23 protein-coding genes are annotated in these 23,202 nt (G+C 56.6%); 16 read left to right on the forward strand and 7 right to left on the reverse strand.

Annotated features, from left to right (window positions below; translation table 11 throughout):
• Positions 1-56 precede the first annotated feature (56 nt).
• The 15 genes from GH722_00205 to GH722_00275 all read left to right on the forward strand — a co-directional run bounded on the left by GH722_00205 (position 57) and on the right by GH722_00275 (position 14,743).
• A complete protein-coding gene (locus GH722_00205) occupies positions 57-344 on the forward strand; it encodes a DUF1153 domain-containing protein (protein MRG70173.1) in 288 nt (95 codons plus the stop codon).
• A 138-nt stretch (positions 345-482) separates the two neighbouring features.
• Entirely contained in the window at positions 483-2,150 is a 1,668-nt protein-coding gene (gene fliF / locus GH722_00210) for a flagellar M-ring protein FliF (GenBank protein MRG70174.1), read from the forward strand.
• A 12-nt stretch (positions 2,151-2,162) separates the two neighbouring features.
• The gene (gene fliG, locus GH722_00215) at positions 2,163-3,182 is read left to right on the forward strand and encodes a flagellar motor switch protein FliG (protein ID MRG70175.1); all 1,020 of its coding nucleotides are present in this window, start codon (positions 2,163-2,165) and stop codon (positions 3,180-3,182) included.
• A gap of 16 nt (positions 3,183-3,198) precedes the next feature.
• Positions 3,199-4,059, forward strand: coding sequence for a hypothetical protein (locus GH722_00220; protein MRG70176.1), 861 nt, complete (start codon positions 3,199-3,201; stop codon positions 4,057-4,059).
• 29 nt (positions 4,060-4,088) lie between these two features.
• Positions 4,089-4,460 carry a flagellar motor switch protein FliN gene (fliN, locus tag GH722_00225; protein ID MRG70177.1) on the forward strand — a complete coding sequence of 124 codons (372 nt, stop codon included), beginning with the start codon at positions 4,089-4,091 and terminating at the stop codon, positions 4,458-4,460.
• A gap of 51 nt (positions 4,461-4,511) precedes the next feature.
• Entirely contained in the window at positions 4,512-5,312 is an 801-nt protein-coding gene (locus tag GH722_00230; GenBank protein MRG70178.1) for a flagellar motor protein MotA, read from the forward strand.
• A gap of 15 nt (positions 5,313-5,327) precedes the next feature.
• Positions 5,328-6,647: an AAA domain-containing protein gene (locus tag GH722_00235; GenBank protein ID MRG70179.1), complete on the forward strand. Its 1,320-nt coding sequence runs from the start codon at positions 5,328-5,330 to the stop codon at positions 6,645-6,647.
• A gap of 8 nt (positions 6,648-6,655) precedes the next feature.
• Complete coding sequence (flhA, locus tag GH722_00240) at positions 6,656-8,812, forward strand: flagellar biosynthesis protein FlhA (protein MRG70180.1); 2,157 nt, start codon at positions 6,656-6,658, stop codon at positions 8,810-8,812.
• 12 nt (positions 8,813-8,824) lie between these two features.
• On the forward strand, positions 8,825-9,811 hold the full coding sequence (locus GH722_00245) for a GTP-binding protein (GenBank protein MRG70181.1): 987 nt from the start codon (positions 8,825-8,827) through the stop codon (positions 9,809-9,811).
• The gene (locus tag GH722_00250) at positions 9,808-10,602 is read left to right on the forward strand and encodes a P-loop NTPase (GenBank protein MRG70182.1); all 795 of its coding nucleotides are present in this window, start codon (positions 9,808-9,810) and stop codon (positions 10,600-10,602) included. Before GH722_00245 ends, GH722_00250 begins: the two co-directional genes overlap by 4 nt.
• Positions 10,603-10,615: 13 nt before the next feature.
• Complete coding sequence (locus tag GH722_00255) at positions 10,616-12,121, forward strand: hypothetical protein (protein MRG70183.1); 1,506 nt, start codon at positions 10,616-10,618, stop codon at positions 12,119-12,121.
• A complete protein-coding gene (locus GH722_00260; protein ID MRG70184.1) occupies positions 12,121-12,483 on the forward strand; it encodes a hypothetical protein in 363 nt (120 codons plus the stop codon). Before GH722_00255 ends, GH722_00260 begins: the two co-directional genes overlap by 1 nt.
• A gap of 26 nt (positions 12,484-12,509) precedes the next feature.
• Positions 12,510-13,520: a cyclase family protein gene (locus tag GH722_00265; protein MRG70185.1), complete on the forward strand. Its 1,011-nt coding sequence runs from the start codon at positions 12,510-12,512 to the stop codon at positions 13,518-13,520.
• Positions 13,521-13,587: 67 nt separating this feature from the next.
• Positions 13,588-14,076 carry a hypothetical protein gene (locus tag GH722_00270; protein MRG70186.1) on the forward strand — a complete coding sequence of 163 codons (489 nt, stop codon included), beginning with the start codon at positions 13,588-13,590 and terminating at the stop codon, positions 14,074-14,076.
• Positions 14,077-14,140: 64 nt separating this feature from the next.
• Positions 14,141-14,743, forward strand: a complete 603-nt coding sequence (locus GH722_00275) for an AraC family transcriptional regulator (protein MRG70187.1) — start codon at positions 14,141-14,143, stop codon at positions 14,741-14,743.
• A gap of 18 nt (positions 14,744-14,761) precedes the next feature.
• Here GH722_00275 and GH722_00280 read toward each other — a convergent pair whose 3' ends face one another.
• Both GH722_00280 and fliI read right to left on the reverse strand, forming a co-directional pair.
• Positions 14,762-15,259, reverse strand: a complete 498-nt coding sequence (locus GH722_00280; protein MRG70188.1) for a hypothetical protein — start codon at positions 15,257-15,259, stop codon at positions 14,762-14,764.
• On the reverse strand, positions 15,201-16,526 hold the full coding sequence (gene fliI, locus GH722_00285) for a flagellar protein export ATPase FliI (GenBank protein MRG70189.1): 1,326 nt from the start codon (positions 16,524-16,526) through the stop codon (positions 15,201-15,203). The genes GH722_00280 and fliI overlap by 59 nt, the downstream gene beginning before the upstream one ends.
• 235 nt (positions 16,527-16,761) lie before the next feature.
• On the opposite strand from fliI, the gene GH722_00290 reads away from it, so the two are divergent.
• On the forward strand, positions 16,762-17,469 hold the full coding sequence (locus GH722_00290) for a response regulator (GenBank protein MRG70190.1): 708 nt from the start codon (positions 16,762-16,764) through the stop codon (positions 17,467-17,469).
• A gap of 50 nt (positions 17,470-17,519) precedes the next feature.
• On the opposite strand, the gene GH722_00295 is transcribed toward GH722_00290, so the two are convergent.
• From GH722_00295 to GH722_00315, 5 genes are all read right to left on the reverse strand, one after another.
• Positions 17,520-18,335 (reverse strand): chemotaxis protein CheR, encoded by an 816-nt coding sequence (locus tag GH722_00295; protein ID MRG70191.1) that lies wholly within the window; start codon positions 18,333-18,335, stop codon positions 17,520-17,522.
• Positions 18,335-19,390, reverse strand: coding sequence for a chemotaxis-specific protein-glutamate methyltransferase CheB (gene cheB, locus GH722_00300; protein MRG70192.1), 1,056 nt, complete (start codon positions 19,388-19,390; stop codon positions 18,335-18,337). The genes GH722_00295 and cheB overlap by 1 nt, the downstream gene beginning before the upstream one ends.
• 75 nt (positions 19,391-19,465) lie before the next feature.
• Complete coding sequence (locus GH722_00305) at positions 19,466-19,831, reverse strand: response regulator (protein ID MRG70193.1); 366 nt, start codon at positions 19,829-19,831, stop codon at positions 19,466-19,468.
• Positions 19,832-19,877: 46 nt separating this feature from the next.
• The gene (locus GH722_00310) at positions 19,878-20,366 is read right to left on the reverse strand and encodes a chemotaxis protein CheW (protein MRG70194.1); all 489 of its coding nucleotides are present in this window, start codon (positions 20,364-20,366) and stop codon (positions 19,878-19,880) included.
• Complete coding sequence (locus GH722_00315) at positions 20,363-23,149, reverse strand: response regulator (protein ID MRG70195.1); 2,787 nt, start codon at positions 23,147-23,149, stop codon at positions 20,363-20,365. Before GH722_00315 ends, GH722_00310 begins: the two co-directional genes overlap by 4 nt.
• Positions 23,150-23,202 lie beyond the last annotated feature (53 nt).

Genomic DNA, 23,202 nt, shown 5'->3' on the forward strand with positions numbered 1-23,202 from the left:
ACTACAAAAAGTCGCAATGAGCGGCACCAAACAGAAGCAGTCGTCGGAAGGAATGCATTGTGGAGCATTCAAGCGTATCAAGGTCGGCAAATATAATCGGTCCCGCCGGACGCCCCATCACAAGGGCTGACCTGCCACCGTCAAATACCAAGCGATGGGTTATTCGTCGCAAGGCAGAGGTTGTCGCCGGTGTTCGTGCCGGGCTGCTCAGTCTTCAGGAAGCCTGTGACCGGTATGATCTGTCGGTAGAGGAATTTCTCTCCTGGCAGCGCATGATCGAACGCCATGGCATGCTCGGCCTGCGCACGACCCGGCTGCAGGATTATCGCCCCGGCCAGGAATAACCCGCCCCTGCCCGTTGATTAACCGACGGGTTAACCAGAAATTTACCTTCCCGAAAGCATAGTGGCGCAGTGGAAAGCTGACGCCTGTGCATTCGTGCCCGGTTTCAGTAAACAGGGACAATACGGGAAGGACCGACCGTGGCATCACTCGCTCAGACATTTAAAGGCCTTGGCCCTCGCCAGCTGGTAATAATCGGCGTACCCATCGCCATCCTGCTGACCGCGTCAATTTTCATTGCCGCACGGTTCTCGACACCGAACCTGGCCCCGCTTTATGGCGAACTGGAGCAGCAGGATTCTGCGGCCATCATCAGTCGCCTTGAGCAGATGAACATCCCCTATGAGATCGGCCGTAATGGCAGCCAGATTCTGGCGCCGGAAGACCAGGTCGCCCGGTTGCGCCTGACCATGGCAGAACAGGGCCTGCCGGCCGGCGGCACCGTAGGCTACGAACTGTTCGACAAGGGAGAGTCCCTCGGTTCCACGAACTTCCTGCAGAACATCAATCTGGTCCGGGCCCTTGAAGGCGAGCTTGAGCGGTCAATCGCCACCCTGCCCCGTGTCCGGAATGCCCGTGTCCATCTGGTGATGCCACGCCGCGAGCTTTTCAGCCGCGAACAACTTAACCCGAGCGCCTCTATTGCCCTGAAGACATCCGGCAAGATCGAGCGTCAGCAGGTTGTCGCCATTCAGCATCTGGTGGCCTCGGCTGTACCGAATCTCAAACCCTCGCGGATTTCTGTCATTGATGATCGCGGCCAGCTTCTCGCCCGCGGATTTGACGAAAATGATGCGGCCGGCCTTATGGCCTCCAACGCCGAGGAAATGCGGATCAGCGCACAGGATCGCCTGCGCACAAAGATCGAACAGATCCTTGAGCCGACTGTCGGTTTCGGCAAAGTCCGCGCCGAAGTTTTCGTCGACATGGACTTCGACCGGGTCACCAGCGTCAAGGAACGCTATGATCCGGAAGAACAGGTTGTCCGTTCCACACGTACGGTTGAAGAAACCGAAAGTTCCAAAGAAGCCGACAGCGATACCGTCTCTGTTGGGAACAATCTGCCGGATGCAGACCTCAACTTCAGTGGCGGCGGCAGTTCGGACACGAATTCACGTGCCCGCACGGAAGAAACCACCAACTTCGAAATTTCAAAAACCATCACCAATCAGGTCCGTGAAACCGGGGTTGTGAACCGGGTCAGCGTCGCTGTTCTGGTTGATGGGCTCTACACCCCGCCGGCCGAGGGCGCAGAAGGTCAGATCCCCGTCTACCAGCCCCGCACGGAAGAGGAACTCCAGAACCTCACACGACTGGTACAATCAACCATCGGCTTCGATGCGAATCGGGGCGATACTGTTGAAGTCATCAACCTCAAATTCATCGATCCGACGGCTGGAATCGACGAAGATGCCGGTCTGACCATCTTCGGTGTGAATATTACCGAGCGGGTTTACGACATCTTCGAACTGGTGCTGCTGGCCATCGTCGGGATCATCGTTCTGCTGATCATCGTCAAGCCGCTGATGGAGTATATCCGGGAGCAGGCTTCGGCTACAGCCCAGGAAGGCCGCCGCCTGATCGCTGATCAGACATCTGCCTCACCAGCCCTGACAGGACCGACAGCAGCACGGGTGCCGGGTATGCGTCCGCCGGAAGATATGGATCAGATTGAAGAACTGATCGATATTGACCGGGTCGAAGGTCGTGTTAAAGCTTCTTCCGTCAAGAAGGTTGGTGAGATCGTTGACAAGCATCCGGAAGAAGCGCTGTCAATCATCCGCACCTGGTTGTACGCAGAGACCTAAGGGGGTCAGAGTATGGGCCGGACGAAGGACGACTACAGGAGCCTGGCAGGCGTTGATAAGGCAGCTATTTTCATGCTGTCGCTCAACGACAATCAGGCGACCAAGATGTTCGAAATGATGGACGACGAGGAAATCAAGGAGCTGTCGCAGGCGATGGCTAACCTGGGTTCCGTCTCGTCCACCGTTGTCGAACGCCTGTTTGTTGAATTTGCCGACCAGCTCTCATCCACCGGCTCTCTTGTCGGAACCTACGATTCCACCGAACGGCTGCTGATGAAAAGCATGGGCGCAGAACGTGCTGCGGCCATGATGGAGGAAATTCGCGGCCCTGCCGGTCGTACCATGTGGGAAAAGCTGGCGAACGTGAACGAAGCCGTTCTCGCCAACTACCTGAAGAACGAATATCCGCAGACCGTGGCCGTCGTGCTCTCGAAAATTCGGGGTGATCATGCCGCCGCCGTGCTGTCACTGCTGCCGGAAACCTTCTCCATGGAAGTCATCATGCGCATGCTGCGTATGGAAGCTGTGCAGAAAGAAGTGCTCGACGGTGTCGAAAAGACATTGCGGACAGAATTCATGTCGAACCTTGCCCGCACCCAGCGCCGTGATGCCCATGAAATGATGGCGGAAATCTTCAACCATCTGGACCGCAACACGGAGAACCGTTTCGTCACCGCCCTGGAAGAGCGCAATCGCGAGAGCGCCGAGAAGATCAAGGCTCTGATGTTCACCTTCGAAGATCTCATCCGCCTCGATACTGCCGGTGTCCAGACTGTCCTGCGGTCCGTCGAAAAGGACAAGCTGGCGATGGCGCTGAAAGGCGCATCGGAATCAATCGCAGAGATGTTCTTCAACAACATGTCCGAACGTGCCGGCAAGATGCTGCGCGAAGATATGGATGCCCTCGGCCCTGTCAGGCTGAAAGATGTCGACGACGCCCAGGCGATCATTGTGGTCGCCGCGAAGGAGCTCGCCGACAGAGGCGAAATCGTGATCTCCGACGGTGGCGCAGAAGACGAACTGATCTACTAGGGCTGCACGGAAAACCATGGCCGCCATTCACAAGTTCCTGTTCGAGAAGTCTTTTGACGATCCGGATATGCTTGCGCCTAAAAAGAAACCCAAGACGGAAGCTCCTGTCGTTGATGAGCCGGAAGAACCGGTAGTGCCGACCGTCACGATGACCGAAGAGGAATTCGCGGCGAAGCTGAAGGAAGTTGAGGAAGAAGCCTATCTACGCGGCAAGACCGAGGTAGAAGACGCACAAAGCCGGTCTATCGAAGATGAAATCGCTGCCGCCCTGAGGTCGATCAGCATCCAGTTGCCGGATATTGCCGCAAAACTGGGCCCCGAAGCAGAAATGCGCAGTGGTGATGCCGTTCTCGTTGCAGCCTCGGTTGCCCGCAAGCTGCTGCCGGAGAAAATGGCAGAAGGTGCGATTGAAGAGATTGAGGGACTGGTCCGTTCAACGGTTTCAGGACTGATCAATGAGCCGAGGGTTGTGGTTCGCGCAAACCCGGAAATTGCTGAAGGCCTGCGCGAGAGACTGGCTGAAGTGGCCACGGAAACCGGGTTCGATGGCAAGCTGACAATTGTCGATGATGAAAAGCAACCTGTCGGCAACTGCCATTTGGAATGGTCTGATGGTGGTGCGGAACGGGATGTCGAACGCATGCTGAATGATCTCGATGGCCTGATCGATCGCTACCGGGAAGCCCAGGAAGCGGCACGCATTGCCGCAGAGGAAGAAGCGGCTGCCCTTGCTGAAGCCGAAGCTGCAGCAGAGGCAGAAGCATCAGCAGACGAAGATGACGAAACCGGGACACCTGAAGCTGACGAACAGCCCCCCGGTGAAAACGAAGAAAGCGACGAACAGACTGCTTTGGATGCAGACGACAAGCCGGTATGATAGATGATTCGCAGAATAAGGATTGAATGATGGCGGATGATAATGATCTGAATCTGCCTGACCTTGATGAAGTCGCAGCCAGCGGCGGATCAATGGGCATGGACGAGGAAATGACGGATCCCCCTGAGCCGGACATGAGCGCGGCATCGCGCACTGCCCGGGATCTGGAGGCTGTCTACGACATTCCCGTGCAGGTATCGGCCGTGCTCGGCAAATCAACAATGCAGGTCAGCCAGCTTTTGCGACTGGGTCGTGGCGCTGTCGTCGAACTGGACCGCAAGGTTGGCGAGGCCATCGATATTTATGTGAATAACAGACTTGTAGCGCGTGGCGAAGTCGTCGTCGTGGAAGACCGGCTTGGTGTGACCATGACGGAAATCATCAAGACCGACCGGGCCTGATAGCGCATGTCGGTCATTCCAGATCAACACTGGGCGGATTAGGTTCAGCGAATGGCAGACAACAGCTCTGGTGGCGGCACGTCAATCGACCTCGCGACAATACTGGGACTTCTCGGTGCTTTCGGGCTGATCATCTCGGCCATGGTGCTGGGCGGTTCTCCCGGTTCATTTGTAGATATACCCTCAATCCTGATCGTCATCGGCGGGACATTCGCAGTTACGATGGTCAGTTTTTCCATTTCCGAGATGCTTCGCGCCGGCGTGGTTATCGGGAAAACCTTTGTCGCAACCCAGTATGACCCGAGCGGGGCCGCCAATCAGGTGATGCAGCTGTCTGAACTGGCCCGCAAGAAAGGCGTTCTGGCATTGCAGGGGGTTGTTGAAGGGCTGAACGAGACACCGTTTCTGCACAAGGCCATTTCGATGGTCGTCGATGGTACGCCGGGCGATGAAGTTGAACTTGTGATGCGGCGTGATCTCAACTCTACCATCTCACGCCATCAGAAAAGTGCGGCAGTCCTGAAGCGGGCAGCCGAAGTTTCCCCGGCCATGGGTCTGATCGGTACATTGATCGGGCTGGTTCAGATGCTGGGTAATCTGGATGACCCCTCGACCATCGGTCCCAGCATGGCCGTTGCCCTGCTGACCACATTCTACGGCGCCATTCTGGCGAACATGGTGTTCTCGCCGCTGGCATCGAAACTGGAAAAAAATTCGGACGAAGAAATGGTCGTCAATCAGGTCTATCTGTTGGGGGCCGGGTCGATCGGTCGCCAGGAAAACCCCCGGCGTCTGGAACTTCTTATCAACAGTCTGCTGCCACCTTCGCAGCGCATCACGTATTTTGACTAGGGGCTTCTGAAGGCAATGCGTCTACTCATTATCGGTTCACTTGGCGGACAGATCGGTGCAGCGAGCAAGATTGCGGTATCGCGCGGGGCAAAGGTTGTCCATGCCGATAACGTAGCCGAAGCGCTGAACGTGCTGCGGTCCGGTCAGGGTGCTGACCTGATCATGATCGACGTGAAGCAGAATATTGCGCAGCTGGTCGAAAGCCTCAAATCCGAGCGCATTTCTGCCACTGTTGTTGCCTGTGGCACAGAGAATGACAGCCAGGCCGCCGTCGGGGCAATCAAGGCCGGAGCGCAGGAATTTGTACCGCTGCCGCCTGATCCCGAACTGATGGCCGCCGTGTTCGAGGCCGTCGCGGAGGAAAGCCATGCGCTGATTGCCGCAGACAGCCGCATGCTGGAGACCATCCGCCTTGCCGAGCAGGTCGCCCCGACAGAGGCAACCATTCTGATTTCCGGAGAAAGCGGTACCGGTAAGGAAGTCATTGCGCATCACATTCACCGCAAAAGCCGGCGATCAAAAAACCGGTTTGTTGCCGTCAACTGCGCCGCCATTCCGGAAAACCTGCTGGAAAGTGAGCTTTTCGGCCATGAAAAGGGAGCCTTCACCGGCGCGGTTGCCCGCAGGCTTGGCAAGTTTGAGGAAGCCAATGGCGGCACCATGCTGCTCGACGAAATCAGCGAAATGGATATTCGCCTGCAGGCAAAGCTGCTGCGTGTCATTCAGGAACGCGAAATTGACCGGCTGGGCGGCACGAAGCCGGTCCGGGTGGATGTCCGGATTCTGGCAACGACGAACCGTGACCTGCAATCGGAAGTGCGTGAAGGACGTTTCCGGGAAGATCTTTATTTCCGCCTGAACGTCGTCAATCTGGCGATGCCGTCACTCCGCGACCGGCCCGCCGATATCGAAGTCCTGTCGACCCATTTCGCCCGGAAATATGCCGAACTGAACCATATGCCGGAGCGGGCTATTGATCCCGGCGCCCTTACCATGCTGAAAAGTCACAGCTGGCCGGGAAATGTCCGGGAACTGGAAAATACAATCCATCGTGCCGTGATCATCACCACCGGTGACAGGATCGGGCCCGATTCAATCATGATCACCCCCTCATCCTCCTCTCAGCAGAAAGATACGGCAGACGGCACCACAGGTCTGGTTGGCCGGACCGTCGCAGATGTCGAACGTGACCTGATCATTGATACATTGCAGCACTGCGTCGGCAACCGGACGCATGCCGCGAACATTCTGGGCATTTCAATCCGGACGCTGCGAAACAAGCTGAATCTGTACAACGATCAGGGTGTTGCCGTACCAGCTCCCGGCGAAGGGTGAGGTCGTGAATGGCTGACGCCCTTCCCCAGACCGATAACCAGACACCGGAAGGTGGCGGCGCTGACGGTGGCGGTGTCAATTTCGACAGCCTGTTTGCCCGCGCACAGGCTGCACTGCGCCGCGGTGATATTCTGCTGGCACTCGGCGTCATCCTGATTGTCGGCGTCCTGATCCTGCCCTTGCCGGTCTGGCTGCTGGATTTCAGTCTCGCGCTCTCCATCACCTTCTCGGTGATGATCCTGATGACCGCGATATTCATCGAAAAACCGCTCGAATTCAGTGCATTTCCGATGATCCTGCTGATCGCGACCATGCTGCGGCTGGCACTCAACATGGCATCAACGCGGCTAATTCTGGCCAATGGTCATGAAGGTACGGCTGCTGCCGGAAAGGTTATTGAAGCCTTTGGCGACTTTGTCATGTCCGGCAATTTCGTGATTGGCATCATCGTTTTCGCGATTCTGGTGATCGTCAATTTCATCGTCATTACCAAAGGTTCCGGGCGTATCGCGGAAGTCACCGCACGCTTTACTCTCGATGCCATGCCCGGCAAGCAGATGGCCATTGATGCCGATCTTTCCTCCGGTCTGCTGGATGAAGAAGGTGCCCGCGCACGCCGCAAGCAGCTGGAAGAAGAAAGCAGCTTCTTCGGCGCGATGGATGGTGCCTCGAAATTTGTCCGGGGTGATGCGATTGCCGGATTGCTGATTACCTTCATCAATGTGATCGGCGGCATCATTATCGGCGTTGCCCAGCAGGACATGGCATTTTCTGATGCGGCCGATGCCTATACCCGTCTGACCGTGGGTGATGGCCTTGTAACGCAAATTCCGGCGCTGCTGGTCTCCGTCGGTGCGGGTATGCTGATCACCAAGGCCGGTGTAGAAGGCGGAGCCGAGAAAGCCGTCATCGGTCAGCTGACCAGTTATCCGAAGGTGCTGGGCATCAGTTCAGGCCTGCTGGCCTTCTTCGCCTTTCTTCCGGGTATGCCATTCGTTCCTTTCTCGCTGCTGGCCGGGGTCACCGGGATCAGTGCTTTCATGCTGGCCCGCCAGAAACGTGAAACCGCACTGCAACTTGCGCAGGAAGCCGAACGACGTCAGGAAGCCGAGCAGCAGGCCCCTGTAGAGGACGAACCGATTTCCACAGCGCTCCGTATTGATCTGGTTCGTCTTGAACTGGGATATGGTCTGCTGAGCATGATCAACAGCCCGCGTGGCCAGAAACTGACCGATCAGGTCAAGGCACTGCGGCGACAGCTGGCTTCCGAAATGGGCTTTGTCATGCCGAGTGTCCGCATTCAGGACAACATGCAGCTTGGCGCAAACAATTACGTCATCCGGGTCAAGGAGATCGAGGCCGGACGCGGTGATTTGCGGCCCAATATGCTGCTGGTGATGGACCCGCGGGGTGATGACATCACAATCCCCGGTGAAAAAACGACTGAGCCGACCTTTGGCCTTCCCGCCACCTGGATTGACATGGCGAACCGGGAAGAAGCCATGTTCCGCGGTTATACGGTCGTTGATCCGTCAACAGTCATCACCACCCATATCACCGAAGTCATCAAAGACAACATGTCGGAACTGTTGTCGCACAGCGAAACCCAGAAGCTGCTTGATGAACTCGACAAGGAACAGCAGAAACTGGTCGCTGACCTTGTGCCCGGCCAGATCACGGTTGGTGGTATCCAGCGTGTTCTCCAGAATCTGCTGAAGGAACGCGTGTCAGTCCGCGATCTGCCGACCATACTGGAAGGGATATCGGAAACATCAGGGCACACACGCAATATCATGCAGATAACCGAGCATGTCCGGACCCGGCTGGCGCGACAGATCAGCGACATGAACCTGAACGCGGATGGCGTGGTGCCGCTTGTCACCCTGTCACCGCAGTGGGAACAGGCATTTGCCGAATCCCTCATCGGTCAGGGCGACGATCGCCAGCTTGCGATGCCACCCAGCCAGTTGCAGGATTTCATTGCAAAGGTACGCCAGACCTTTGAACATTTTGCCATGATGGGCGAAACGCCAGCTTTGCTGACCAGCCCGGCAATCCGCCCCTATGTGCGATCGATCATCGAGCGCTTCAGGCCTGTTACAACCGTCATGTCCCAGAATGAAATCCACCCGAAAGCGCGCATACGCACGCTGGGTCAGGTCTAGGGTGAACCGGTCATGCGCTTGAAAACCTTCACAGCAATAGACATGGCAGATGCCATGCGGCTTGTCCGGCTGGAAATGGGTGATGATGCCATCATCGTCTCGACCCAGAAGGGTATCGACGGCTCTGGCGTGCGTGTCACGGCAGCCCTTGAACCATCGACCGGCCCGGCCAAGGAGACCGAAGAAAAACCACGGACGCAGCAGCCCGCGGCCATCGATTCCATCCGCCGGACGCTGGATGCCCATAACGCCCCGCCCCGGCTGGTTGACAGGCTGCTGAATGCGGCCCGCCAGATCGAGGTGGAAGATCCGGTAATGGCACTGGCCGGCGCGCTGGAGGCCGGATTTACTTTTGCCCCCATTCCACAGGATGCCGCGCCGAAGCCCTTTATGCTGATCGGCCCTCACGGTGTCGGCAAAACAGTAACCGTAGCCAAGCTGGCAGCCCGGGCCATGCTGGCCGGCAACCCGGTTCGTGTCATTACCACCGACACCACCAGCGCCGGTGCCATTGCCCGGCTGGACGCCTTCACCAAGATCATGAGCATCCGGCTGGAAACCGCCGAAAGCGCCGCTGCACTCGCCAAATTGCTGCAAAGCCGCACCGGCAACGAACTGACCTTCATCGACAGCACCGCCGGCAATCCGTTCAACCGCATGGATATGGCCGATCTGGCAGATTACTTCACCGCCTCGGAACTGGAACCCGTTCTGGTGCTGGCGGCCGGTGGCGATCCGCTGGAATCAGCCGAAATCGGTGAAGCCTATGCCGGACTGGGTGCAACAAGATTACTGGCCACCCGTCTCGACATGACCCGGCGACTGGGCAGCCTGCTCAGTGCTGCCGATGCCGGGCGCATGATGTTCTGCGATGTCTGCGCCACACCCCAGGTAGCCAACGGCGTCAGCCCGATCAACCCGGTCGTTCTGGCACAATTGCTAATGCCCGATTATCAACAGTCAACTTCGAGTTACTCCCTCGATGAGGCCCTATCATGAGTACTGTCACACCACTCGCGCCAAGAACCAATGCCCGGCCACGAGGCCGCAATCTGGTTGCTATCGCATCCGGTAAGGGCGGCGTCGGAAAGACGCTCTTTGCCATCAGCCTGAGCCATGCGCTCGCACGCGCCGGACGCAAGGTCCTGCTGTTCGACGGAGACCTTGGACTGGCCAACGTGGATATTCAGCTTGGCCTGATGCCAAAGCATGACCTCGGCGGTGTAATTGCTGGCCGGATGTCACTCAATCAGGCGGTTCTGCCGTTTGATGACGGTGGATTTGATATCATCTCCGGGCGTTCCGGTTCCGGCAGCCTTGTTGATCTGCCGGTTGGACGTCTGCAGGGGCTCGGTGACGACCTGACCCTGATGGCGGCCAATTACGATCATGTCATCATTGACCTCGGGGCGGGTGTCGAAAAGACGGTCCGGGCCCTGACCAATAATGTCGGGGTCATTCTTGTGGTGACAACCGATGAGCCGACCTCTCTCACCGATGCCTATGCCTTTATCAAGGTGACCCATATGGATCAGCCGGATGCAGATATCCGGGTTGTCGTGAACATGTCGAACACGCCGAAGGAAGGCGAACGTACCTACAACACCCTGCTGAAAGCCTGTGAGGGTTTTCTGAAGTTCAGCCCGGCACTTGCCGGAACAGTTCGCCGCGATGACAAGGTCCGGTCTGCGATCCGCAGCCAGACCCCGTTGCTGATGCGCTATCCGAACACGGACGCCGCAGCAGATATCGAAGCCATCGCGACACGCCTGATCAAAGGCAGCGGCTGAGCATCCATCGGTCATGGTGACAATAACCCCGCAGGCCCTGCCCCAGCCCGTTCCGGGAACAACGTCGCCAAATCCTGTTGTTACCTTCAGCAATCCGGCGGCGGCACTTGCTGCACTGGGCGGTAATACTGCGGTCCAGGTTGCGGTAACGGCCAGTCAGCCGACATCAGCAGGAGCCGTCCTTCTGTTACAGGTTGCCGGTCAGTCTGTGGAAGTCCGCAGTCCGGTCACTCTGGCGCCGGGTACCCAGGCTGAACTGAAACTTCTGCCCGCCGCCAACGGCACAAAGGCCCAGCTGGTTTTGCCGGATACCGGCAAGACAGCCGGCAATTCCGGCGGCACATCCTCCGCTGCCAGATCAGATGGCAATCCCGCAATCGTCACCATCAGGGGTACCTTGCAGGCCACGGTCATCCGTCCGGCAGCCGGTGTCTCGTCACCGGCAGCTCCTTCTGCCTCAACGGCGGCAGCTACCGGTACGCCTCCTGCCGCGACAGGCGCAACAACCGCATCAGGCGCACCTCCGGCGACACCGACCGCAACAACCACTCCGCCGCTCCCGACCGGAAGCAATGTCGCTCCGGCATCGACAGCCGCAGCCCCTGCGGTAACCCCACAGACATTCGTCCCGGGAAGTATGCTTACAGTGCGTCCGTTACCCGCCGGTTCATCTGCCTTATCTGCTGCAACAACAGTTCTGACAGCAACTGTTGCCAGTACCAGCTCCGGCGGGACCAGCTTGCTGACATCGCCAGCAGGCACCCTGTCGCTCAATCTGCCGGATGCACCGCCTCCCGGCGGTCAGGTCCGGCTGGAAATTCTTGAGATCCTGCCCGCCCCCCTGACAAACAGTCCGGTATTATCAGCCTCCGGTCTGCGCGGACTGGGCGATACCCTGTTGCAGGTCATGCAGGTGCTGTCCCGAACGAATCCGGATGCCGCGCGTGAGCTGGCCTCCCGCCTGCCACAGGCCAGCCCCGAACTGGCGGCCAACATTACACGGATGATCAGCGGTCTGCGTCTGGGACAGGCCGGCCCGGTCATCGGCGACACAGTCATGCAGATACTGGAAAGAAGCGGGCGTGGCGGACTGCTCAGCCGTATCCGGGAAGACGTGCGGACTGCCCGGCAAACCGGCGGTGAAAACAATGACTGGCGAAGTTACCAGTTACCATTTCTCAATGGACAGGAGATTGAGCCCATCAGGCTCCATCTCCACCACCCGGAAGATGACGACGGCAAACCTGATCCGGATCAGGCAACGAAACGCTTTCTGATTGATCTCGACCTCAGCAATATCGGCCCGCTGCAAATTGACGGGTTGATCGGCGACCAGAGTCTTGATCTGATCCTGCGCACCACCATGCCGATGCCCGGCAATTTCATGGATGATCTGAACCTGATCTATATCACTGCACTGGAAGCTGTCGGAAAAACCGGACGGCTGACCTTCCGCCATGACGAGCCCCTGATTGAAATTCAGCCGACAGCAGAATCAAGACCGGGAATTTTTGTCTGATGGAGACCTTTGAACGCCGTGCCTTGCTGGCCTGTGCCCCCAATCCGGCCGTACATCGGGATTATATTGTCAGTCTTACCGGCCAGTTGCCCGGCATTACCGTGAAAATTCATTATGTGCCGGATCGTGAAATCATCATGCGGGACTCGCTGATCCGATACCTTCAGGCAATTGAACGGCTTGACTGGACCGGCATTGAATCTATCGGTGTCACGGTGATGGAAGATTTCTTTGATGTCTCGATCGCCCGCTGGACAATGGTAACGCTGCAGCAGACCGATGGTGATGCGGCAATTGAATTCATGGCCGAAGACCGGCAACCAAACTGGAATAACACACGGCTGCTGGAACGGTTGCGATAGGCAGGAACTCTGAGAGGGAGAAAGCAATGACCACACAACGATGGAAACGAAGACCTGAGGGCTCAACCTGGGGCGATTTTGGTGAAGATGACCAGCAGGGCAGAATGAATCTGCTGACACCAGAGGTGGTCCGCAGCGCCATATCCGAGGTACAGGAGGGCGTCACCTTTTGCCTGAGCCTGCCACTGGATCTGCCGGGCGGCGACAGTGTGAACAGCAAGCGCAAGCCACCTGAACTGCGCCCGGTATTCGTTGGCGATGACGTCTATTCAAACTATCGCTGGAGTGAACGCATTCCCGGCAACCATGACATCAGCAGCGACGAAGCGGTTCTGCTACACAGCCAGTATTCAACCCAATGGGATAGCCTGGCCCATATCGGGGCCGAGTTTGATGCCGACGGGGATGGCGTGCCCGAAGCCCTGTATTACAACGGATTTCGTGCCGGAGAAGATATTCACAGCCCCTACGAAGGCGGCGCCCGTGCACTCAGCATCGACAATATGGCAACAGCCTGCGTCCAGACCCGCGGTGTCATGATCGACGCCCGGCGTCATCTTGGCGATGCCCGTACAGCCATTGATATGGACGGCCTCCAGCAGATCATGGATACCGATGGTATTGATGTTCGCGAAGGCGACATGCTCTGCCTTCATACCGGGTTTGCCACCATGATCATGGAAATGGCAGGTAATCCGGATGCAGCAAAACTCCACAGTTCCTGTGCCGTGCTGAATGGCCGTGACGACAGACTGCTGCGTTGGATCAGTGACACCGGCATTGTTGCGATTGCTTCCGACAATATGGCAGTTGAAGACTCCCATGGCACTGGTGGCGCAGAAGATGGCGGTTCCCGGCTTCCCCTGCATCACCATTGCCTGTTCAAACTTGGCGTACATCTCGGGGAACTCTGGTATTTTGAAGATCTGGCGAAGGCCCTGGTTGACCGTAAGCGCAACAGCTTCCTGATCACGGCCCCGCCACTACGCCTGCCCGGCGCCGTTGGTTCGCCGGTAACCCCTGTCGCGACCATTTGACTATTTGGCAGTTGCCGGGAATTTCCGCTATCGTCTCCGCATCGGGGAAGAATAATTCGGGGATGTTATGAGCGGACTACTATCGAGCCTGACAAACGCCTATCAGGAAATGCTGGAACGGCACCGTAATCTGCCCTTTCTGAAGGCAGTGATGGCGTCCAGCGCGATCATGGCAATTGCCGACGGGGAAGTTACCTTCAACGAACGTGTACGAATTGACCAGATTCTTGAAACGCTCGACAAGCTTGCGGTTTTTGACCCCCATGAAGGGGTTGATCTGTTCAATGATTATATTGAGGGGATCAAGGAAAACTCTGCCGCCGGGCACGAACGTTGCTGGGAAGATATCCACGCCGCGGTTGAGGATATCGAAACAGCCGCTCTGATGCTGCGGATATGCCTCGCCATCTGTGCTTCGGATGGCGAGGTCAACCTGCCGGAGCAGATCGCTGTTGTGACCCTTTGTAGCCGGCTTGGTGTCGAGCCGAAGGATTGTGGTCTTTATACAGACCTGACAGCCGAAGAGTTTCTGGCACAGTCCATCAAACAACCCTGAAATCGACAAGCTTCTGACATCAGGCAATGCGCAGGGTATCCCCTCGTAATCAAAGGACAGTACCATGCCATCCGTTGCCATACTGACGCTGCCTGAATTCAATGAAGTCGACAGTTTTGTCGCCTACCACATGCTGAACCGGGCACCGGAGGTTGATGCTTTTCTTGCCGGGCCGGAACCGGAGGTCGTTTCCTTCTTCGGCACACGGGTTCATATCGACCACAGTCTGGAAGACGCCCTGAAAGCCGATGCAGTCATTGTCGGCAGTGGCCGTCTGACCAGAAAGTTTGCCGCTAATAACGATTTCCTGACCGCGCTGAAATTCAGACCAGATCAGCAGATCGTCGCGTCACAATGTTCGGGGGCGCTGATTCTGGCAAAACTCGGTTTGCTGCAAGGACTACCGGTCTGCACCGACAACATGACCCGACCCTGGATCGAGGAGATGGGACTTACCGTGCTCGACAGAACCCTTGCGGTGGACGGAAATATTGCCACTGCCGGGGGATGTCTCGGCGCACAGCAACTGGCGGCCTGGATACTTTGCCGCCTGGTTGGCGAAGCTGCCGCCCGCGATGCCCTGGCATATGTTGCGCCCATCGGCGAGGGCGATAATTTTGTCGATAATCTGGTCAAAGCCGCAACACAGGCTGATCAGAGCCGGTGAACAAGGCCGGCGCGCAGCCTAAAGCCGGCCGGCATTCAGTGCGCGGCGTTGCGGGTTAAGCCCCAACTCATCAAGCTCGTTCTGCTGCCGCCTGTTGACCTGCAGGGTTTCAACCTTGTCCCGGTTGTCCTTGGTTATTTCAATGGTTTTCAGCTCGCGAAAGGCCCCGCGCACTTCTTCCTGAGCAGACTCAATCTGTTTTTCCACATTGGCCAGCGACTGACGCAGTCGTTCCCGCCGGTCGATATAGCCAAGGGCATAGGTTGCATAGGTTCGGCCAGCCTCGAAATTCCGGGCTGCCAGCGCCTGCTCCGCCTGTAGTTCAGCCTCCAGATTTGCCAGTTCCGTCTGGAGTTGTTCAGACAGGCTGAGCAAGTCGCCAAGCTGTCGGCGTTTTTCATCGAGCCGCCACTTCTGCAGCCGGATTACGCTATCCAGTCCCCGTCGCGCCATACCCTCAAGCCCCCAATATTTCTGCAAGTCGTTGATAACCAGTGGCGAGATCCGTCGCCTCACCCTTCTGCTGGGTCATAAATTCTTCCAGCGGTTCGTGATAGTGAATTGCTTCATCAATTCCCGGATCAGAGCCTTTCCGATAGGCACCAAGACGGATCAGTTCAGCCATATCATCATAGGTCGCCATCAGTCGGCGCGCCCGGCTTACAATCGCTGTTTCCTCCGCCGTATTACAGGCAGGCATGGTTCTGGAGACAGAACGCAGAACATTCACTGCCGGATAGCGCCCGCGCTCGGCAATTTCACGGTCGAGAACAATATGGCCGTCCAGAATACCCCGGACAGCATCGGAAATCGGCTCATTATGATCATCACCTTCCACCAGCACGGTGAACAGACCGGTAATGCTGCCGCGATCAATGCCCGGTCCTGCGCGCTCCAGAAGTTTCGGCAATTCTGCAAATACGGTCGGTGTATAGCCTTTTGACGTCGGCGGCTCGCCTGCTGACAAGCTGATCTCACGCTGGGCCATCGCAAATCGCGTGACGGAATCCATCATGCACAGGACCTGACAATCCTGATCCCGGAAAAATTCAGCAACCGCCATCGTTACGTAAGCCGCCTGGCGGCGCATCAGTGGCGGCTCGTCTGACGTTGCCGCAACAATTACGCTCCGGGCCATGCCATCGTCACCAAGATCATCTTCAATGAACTCCCGTGCCTCACGGCCACGTTCACCGATCAGGCCGATGACATTCACCTCGGCTGAGGTTCCACGTGCAATCATTGACAGCACCGAAGACTTGCCAACACCGGACCCGGCAAAGATTCCCATGCGCTGACCATTACAAAGGGTCAGGAAACTGTTCATTACCCGCACACCGACATCCAGCTTGCCGGCAACGCGCTGTCGCTGATGCGCCGGCGGGGGCGTATTGTGAATTGGCATGCCGACATCACCGCGAGGCAGTGGTCCCTTGCCGTCAATCGGCTCCCCCATGGCGTTGATCACCCGCCCGAGCCATTCCCGTGTCGGATAGATCATTGGCTCCGCCTCGCCAATTTCGGCGCGACAGCCAATACCAATGCCTTCGACGGCACCGAACGGCATCATCAGGGCCCTGTCATTCCGGAAGCCGACAACCTCACAGGGAAGATGACGACCGCCACGGGCATGAATGGTACAGCGGTCACCGACGGACAACGCCCGCTGGACGCCGCCGACTTCAACCAGCATGCCGAGAACAGCCGTCACCCGGCCGAACAGATGCCGGTCGGTCAGCTGGTCTACATCACTGATAAAGCTTTTGATCAGCGCACTGCGCAAATCCACTATCCCTCATCTCTCGATCCCTCCGCACTGTACGGACAACAGGGTTAATCACTGGTAAATATCCGTGTCCGCCGACAGACCTCAAGACTAGCCAAATAACGCTGGTTTTTCTTGGAGACTACGCAGTAAAACAGCAAACTTACGAATATGGTTAACAATACTCTTGTAAGACGTATTAAAGTTGATTATGGTTAACCAAGGTTAACAGCGTTCAGGTGGAGTTCCAGATATGCGCGTGCTTCTGGTTGAAGACGAGCAGGCAACGGCAAAAAGCATCGAATTGATGCTCCGGTCTGAAAATATGGTGGTCGACACGACCGAATATGGGGAAGACGGCCTCGAAATCGGGAAACTGTATGATTACGACATCATCATTCTCGATCTCATGCTGCCTGACATTGACGGATATGAGGTTCTGCGGCGTCTTCGCGACGCAAAAGTGCAGACACCCGTCCTGATTCTGTCCGGCCTGTCCGAGCCAGACAACAAGATCAAGGGGCTTGGGACCGGGGCTGACGATTACCTCACCAAACCCTTCGACAAGCGTGAACTGATTGCGCGTATTCAGGCGATTGTCCGCCGCTCCAAGGGGCATGCACAATCCATCATTCATACCGGTCGTCTGTCGGTCAATCTGGATGCCAGAACCGTTGAGGTTGACAGCCATCCGATCCACCTGACCGGCAAGGAATACGGTATCCTCGAATTGCTGTCCCTGCGGAAGGGCACAACCCTGACCAAGGAGATGTTCCTCAATCATCTCTATGGCGGCATTGACGAGCCGGAACTCAAGATCATCGATGTTTTCGTCTGCAAGCTCCGCAAGAAGCTTTCAAACGCGACCGCCGGCGAGAATTACATTGAGACCGTCTGGGGACGTGGCTACGTACTGCGCGACCCTGATGAAGTGATTAATCCGAAAAGTGCGGTTGCCTGATTTAAACCGGCAAACCACAAACGCCTGATCACTGTTATCCGGGGCGGTGATCAGGTCGGGATGTAGACGCCTCTGGCCCCGGCCATCGGTTTGAATTTATCGGATACCCCCAGCACCGTCTCCGCACCGCCCAGGAACAGACATCCATCCGGGTTGGTAATTGCGGCTATCCGGTCCAGCACTTCCTTCTTGGTCGGCTGATCAAAATAAATCAGCACATTCCGGCAGAAGACAACGTCGAATTTGCCAAGCGCAGCAAGGCTGCCCAGCAGGTTCTGTTCGCGGTACTGGACCATGCCCCGCAGAGAACTGTCGATCTGCCAGAGATCCCCACTTTTCTGGAAATACTTCACCAGCATCTGGATCGGCAACCCGCGCTGTACCTCGAACTGTGAATACAGCCCCGCCTTGGCCTTCTGAAGAATTTCCCGGGAAATGTCCGTACCGATAATTTCAATTCGCCAGCCAGCGGTCTTCGCCGCCATTTCCTTCAGAATCATTGCGATGCTGTACGGCTCCTGACCACTGGATGCCGCGGCACACCAGATACGAAGCTGCTTCCGTGAAGCATTCTTTTCCAGCAAGCCCGGCATGATCTGATCCCGGAGAATGTCGAACGGACGGGTATCGCGGAAGAAGAATGACTCGTTGGTCGTCATGGCTTCCATGACTTCCTGGGTCAGCCCTTCATCACGGCTGGATTTCAGCTGGCTGATCAGTTCCGGCAGGTCTTTCATGCCACGCTTGCGGACAATCGGCATCAGCCTTGATTCAAGCAGATACATCTTGTCCTGCGTAACAATCAGACCGGATCGCTGTTTCAGCATCCCGCTGATGAAAGCGAAATCGAGTGAGCTTAGGCTCATCAGCGTCCTCCCGCCCTGCGTCGCAGATAGGCACCGATATCGGTAAGTGGCAGCACCTTGCTGGCAAGTCCCGCTGTCGCAACGGCACCGGGCATTCCCCAGACCACGCTGCTTTTCTCATCCTGCGCGACGATCATACCGTTATGGTCAATCACTGTTTTTGAACCGTCCCGGCCATCATGGCCCATACCAGTGAGAATAACACCAAGAACGCCAGAACCGTAAACCGACGCGACACTGCGGAACATCGGATCCACCGCCGGCCGACAGAAGTTCTCCGGAGCCGACTGCACAAGACGGACGCAGACACCGGTACCGCTCTTTTCTGCAATCATATGATAATCACCCGCAGCGACATAAGCCTTGCCCGGCTCAATCCGGAGATTATCTGTCGCTTCCACCGTCGGCAGCTTTGTCTGGCGCTCGATATTGGCGGCCAGAATTCGGGTGAATGTCGGTGGCATATGCTGTGTGATCAGGATTGGCTGAGACAGGCCGGTGAGATGCTTAAGCACCTCGAACAAAGCCTGAGGACCACCGGTAGAGCTGCCAATCGCAATCACCCGAACAGGCTGGGTCGTCTCGGGACGGGTTGTAACCGCCGCCTGGGGTCTGGCCGGAGCCGCAGCCGCACGAACAGCATCTGACGTCGCAGAGCTAAACTTACCCCGCTTCCCGGAAAGCGCCGTGACTTTATCAATCAGTTCACGCTGAAAATCCTGCCCGCCTGAAATCTCCCGGGCAGCTGTCGGTTTCGGGATATATTCCGCCGCCCCGAGCTGAAGTGCCTTCAGGCTGATCGCCGCATTCTTTTCCGTCAGCGTCGATGCCATGATGATCTTGATGCCCGGCTGCTTTGCAACAAGCTGCGGCAACGCCGTAAGGCCATCCATAACCGGCATTTCAATATCAAGAATGACGACATCAGGGTGATGGCGATCAAGCGCACGAATTGCCTGCTGTCCGTCCCCGACTGAAGCGATGACCTCGACACCCGCCTTTTCAAGCATGCGCACGATCAGACCGCGGACAACCGCAGAATCATCGACCACCATGACTTTGGCGTGGTTGCTCCCCAAGGCGCTCACTTTCTGATCATTCCCTACATTAGGTCTGACGGCTGACAGCCGTCAGAGGATGCCCGCTTGCGAAAGCTTGGCCTGGATGATCTCGCTGTCGAACGGCTTCATGATGTATTCGTTTGCGCCTGCCGCGATCGCTTCCTGAATATGCTCAATGTCATTTTCAGTGGTGCAGAACACGACAACCGACTTATCACCACCTTCGAGTTCCCGCAGTTTCCGCAGAAAATCGATGCCGTTCATGACCGGCATGTTCCAGTCCAGCAAGATTGCTTCAGGCATTGCCTCCAGACATGAATCCAGAGCCTGCTGCCCGTCAGCAGCTTCCTTCGTGGCAAATCCGAGTTCCTCAAGAATTTTCCTGGCGACCATCCGGATAACCCGGGAATCATCGACAATGAGGCAAGTTTTCATACGTCTTACGTCCTGTGACAATCATCTGCCTCATACCAGCGGTATGTCATGCGGCAATATTCGAAATATCCAGTACTCGGTTTACATCAAGAACTACCATTAGTTCTTTGTCCAGCCGGTATACCCCTGCTGCAATTTCCCGCCATCTCGGATCCAGTGTTCCCGGATTGCGCTCGAAAATACTGTTGTTCAGCGAGAGAACTTCGCCGACCTCGTCGATAATAAGACTATAGAGTTCACCACCATGCTCAACCACGATGCTCATATTATCTGATTCGTCCGCCTGTGGCGGCAGAGAGAGGCGTCTGCGCATATTTACCGCCGTCACAACACGGCCACGCAAATTAAGCGACCCGGCCACTTCTGGCGGGCTGAGGGGCACCCGCGTAATTTTCTGCGGTCCGAGAACATCCTGAACCGTCAGCACGGGAATACCAAACAGCTGATCGGCAATTGTCATCGTGACATATTGCTGGGTCGTGCCGACGGCCTCAATATCCGTCCTTGCCCGATGTGCTGGAAGTGTCTGGCTCATTTTGTGGCTCCGGCGCTGGAAATGGTGGTACGCAGAACATCAATCAGGCTGTCACGGTCGTCCTTTGCGACATAATCGCTAAAGCCAACCCGGCGCCCGCGTTCAAAGTCAGCTTCAGAAGTCCGGCTGGACAGCGCAATGATCGGAAGTCGGCTCCAGCGCTGGTCGGCTTTCATGGCTTCCGCGAACTCAAACCCGTTCATCCCCGGCATTTCAATATCACTGACAACGGCATCAAACTCCGTATCACGTTCAAGGATACTGATCGCAGCCTCTGCACTTTCAGCAACGACTGCCCGGAAGCCCGAGACTGAAAGAAGAGGAGACAACAGATTGCGGAAAAACGGGCTGTCATCAACCAGCAGAACCCGGCCATTGACGACCTGCTGTTCAGCACCGTCGCGATGCGAGAACCAGTCCCCGAATGCCTTGGTCAGATAAAAACTGGCATCAATCACATCAGTCGACTTTCCGGAAATGATTGCGCTGCCCAGCAGAGCCGTATCATCCCCTTCAAGTTCGATCTTGAGATGATCCTCAACGATATCGACGATTTCCTCAACGACCAGGCCCATACTTTTATTCCGGTCGGTGAAAACCAGAACCGGCACTTTTCCTTCGGAAGCCAGCTCGCCGGAACCATCGAAATTGACCAGAGGCATCAACTGGCCGCGATACTGGACCACAGGCCGGTCATCACCATACTCGACTGTCGCCAGGTCGATTTCCTCAAGACGGGCAACCAGCGCCAGCGGGACAGCCTTCAGCTTCTTGTTGTCGGCCCGGAAAACCAGCAACGATGTTTTCTGGTCAGCAATCTCGATCGTCTTCTGAACCACTTCCTCGTCACTCCGGTCAGCAGAAGCTTCTCCGAGTTTTGTCGCGATCCCGTTTGGATCAAGGATCATGATGACACTGCCGTCACCAAGTATCGTATTACCACTGAACAGCGTGATATGGCGGAGAATGGGAGCGACCGGCTTCACAACGATTTCCTCGGTGTCAAAAACCCGGTCAACAATAATTCCGAAAGTTGTCGCACCGACCTGGGAAACGACGATGAACCGGTCATCGCCTGTCGCACCATCCTGGCTCAGGTCATCTGAATCATCTTCCTCCAGACCGAGTATCTTCGACAGGGTCACAAGTGGCAGCAGACGATCCCGGAGCCGCAGAACCGGCGAATCATGGATACGTTCAATCCGATGCGAGGAATCATTCGACGCCCGGACCAGTTCAAGAACACTGAGCTGTGGAATGGCAAAGCGTTCACCGCCACTTTCCACAATCAGCGCAGACACAATCGCCAGCGTCAGGGGAATCTTGATGATGAAGGTTGAGCCTGTACCCTCTGTGGAGCGCAGTTCGATTGTGCCACCGATCTTTTCGATATTGGTGCGCACGACATCCATGCCGACGCCACGCCCGGAGACCGAGGTCACTTTCTCGGCTGTCGAGAAACCGGCCTTGAAGATGAACTGCTGAATTTGCTGATCACTGAGAGAGTCAAGTTCGCTTTCCGTTGCCAGGCCATTTGAAAGGGCCTTCGCCTTGACCCGGTCGATATTGATACCGCGCCCGTCATCGTCAATTTCGATGATAATATAACCACCCTCATGAAAGGCCTTCAGAAGGATCCGCCCGACTTCGGGCTTTCCGGCATCAATCCGGCCGGGGGTATCTTCAAGGCCATGATCTGCGGAGTTTCTCACCATATGGGTCAGCGGATCCTTGATGAGCTCAAGAACCTGCCGGTCAAGCTCGGTCTCCGCACCGACCATCTGCAGGTCAATCTTCTTGTTCATTTCAACGGCGAGATCACGAACGATACGCGGCAGTTTGGCCCAGGCATTCCCGATCGGCTGCATCCGGGTCTTCATCACCCCTTCCTGCAGGTCGGTGGTGATATGGCTTAGTCGCTGCAAGGGAACCGTAAACTCGCTGTCATCGCGGTTACGAACCATCTGCAAGAGCTGGTTGCGGGTCAGCACCAGTTCGCTGACCAGGGTCATCAGGTTTTCCAGAAGGTCTACGTTCACCCGAATGCTTTGTGCCGCAACACTGGATTCCTTCGGCGCGCTGGCCTCTGCCTCAGCGGGCTGTGATGGTTTGGATATTGCGGGCGGGGTTGCGACCCTGGCGGGAACAGATGCCGGCTCGGGGGCCGGCTTCTTTTCAGGCGCAGGAGCAGGTGCAGCAGCGGCTGATTTTGCCTCAAGTTCTGCCGCCATTGCCGCCGCGATCTCGTCCTCGCTTGCTGCCTTCACCCCCGCAGACTCTGCGGCCTCGACCTCTTCAAGAAGCTCCGCAGCGACGGGAAATCCGAAATCGCTGATAACCGGCCCGGCATCGGAATCCGCCACAACATCTTCGGCAGGTGCTGCATCCGGAGCCGACGACGGCATATTGCCATCCGCCATAGCGTTCAGCTGTGCGATCAGTTCAGCATCATCGCCCTCAGGCTCAGCTTCGGTCGCTTCCAGTACGGAGAGGATATCCTTGATACGGTCAAGGCATTGCAGGATCAGTGTGACCGCTTGCGGCGTAACCTCCAGCTCACCGTCCCGGAACTTGCCGAGTACGTTCTCGCCAGCATGAGCAACAGCTTCCAGTCGTGGCAGACCAAGAAATCCGCAGGTTCCCTTAATCGTGTGAACCAGCCGGAAAATATTCGACAAAATTCCCTGATCATTCGGATCCTGTTCAAGCTTGACGAGTTCAACATCCAGAACTGCCAGACTCTCAGAAGTCTCAGTCAAAAATTCGCTCAGGAGATCATCCATGTTCCCAACCCCGGTCAGACGCAGTGATGCGCTTCATTTCATTTAATCGACCA

It is taken from the genome of Alphaproteobacteria bacterium HT1-32 (genome assembly GCA_009649675.1).
In the GTDB taxonomy this organism is placed as follows: Bacteria; Pseudomonadota; Alphaproteobacteria; order Rhodospirillales; family HT1-32; genus HT1-32.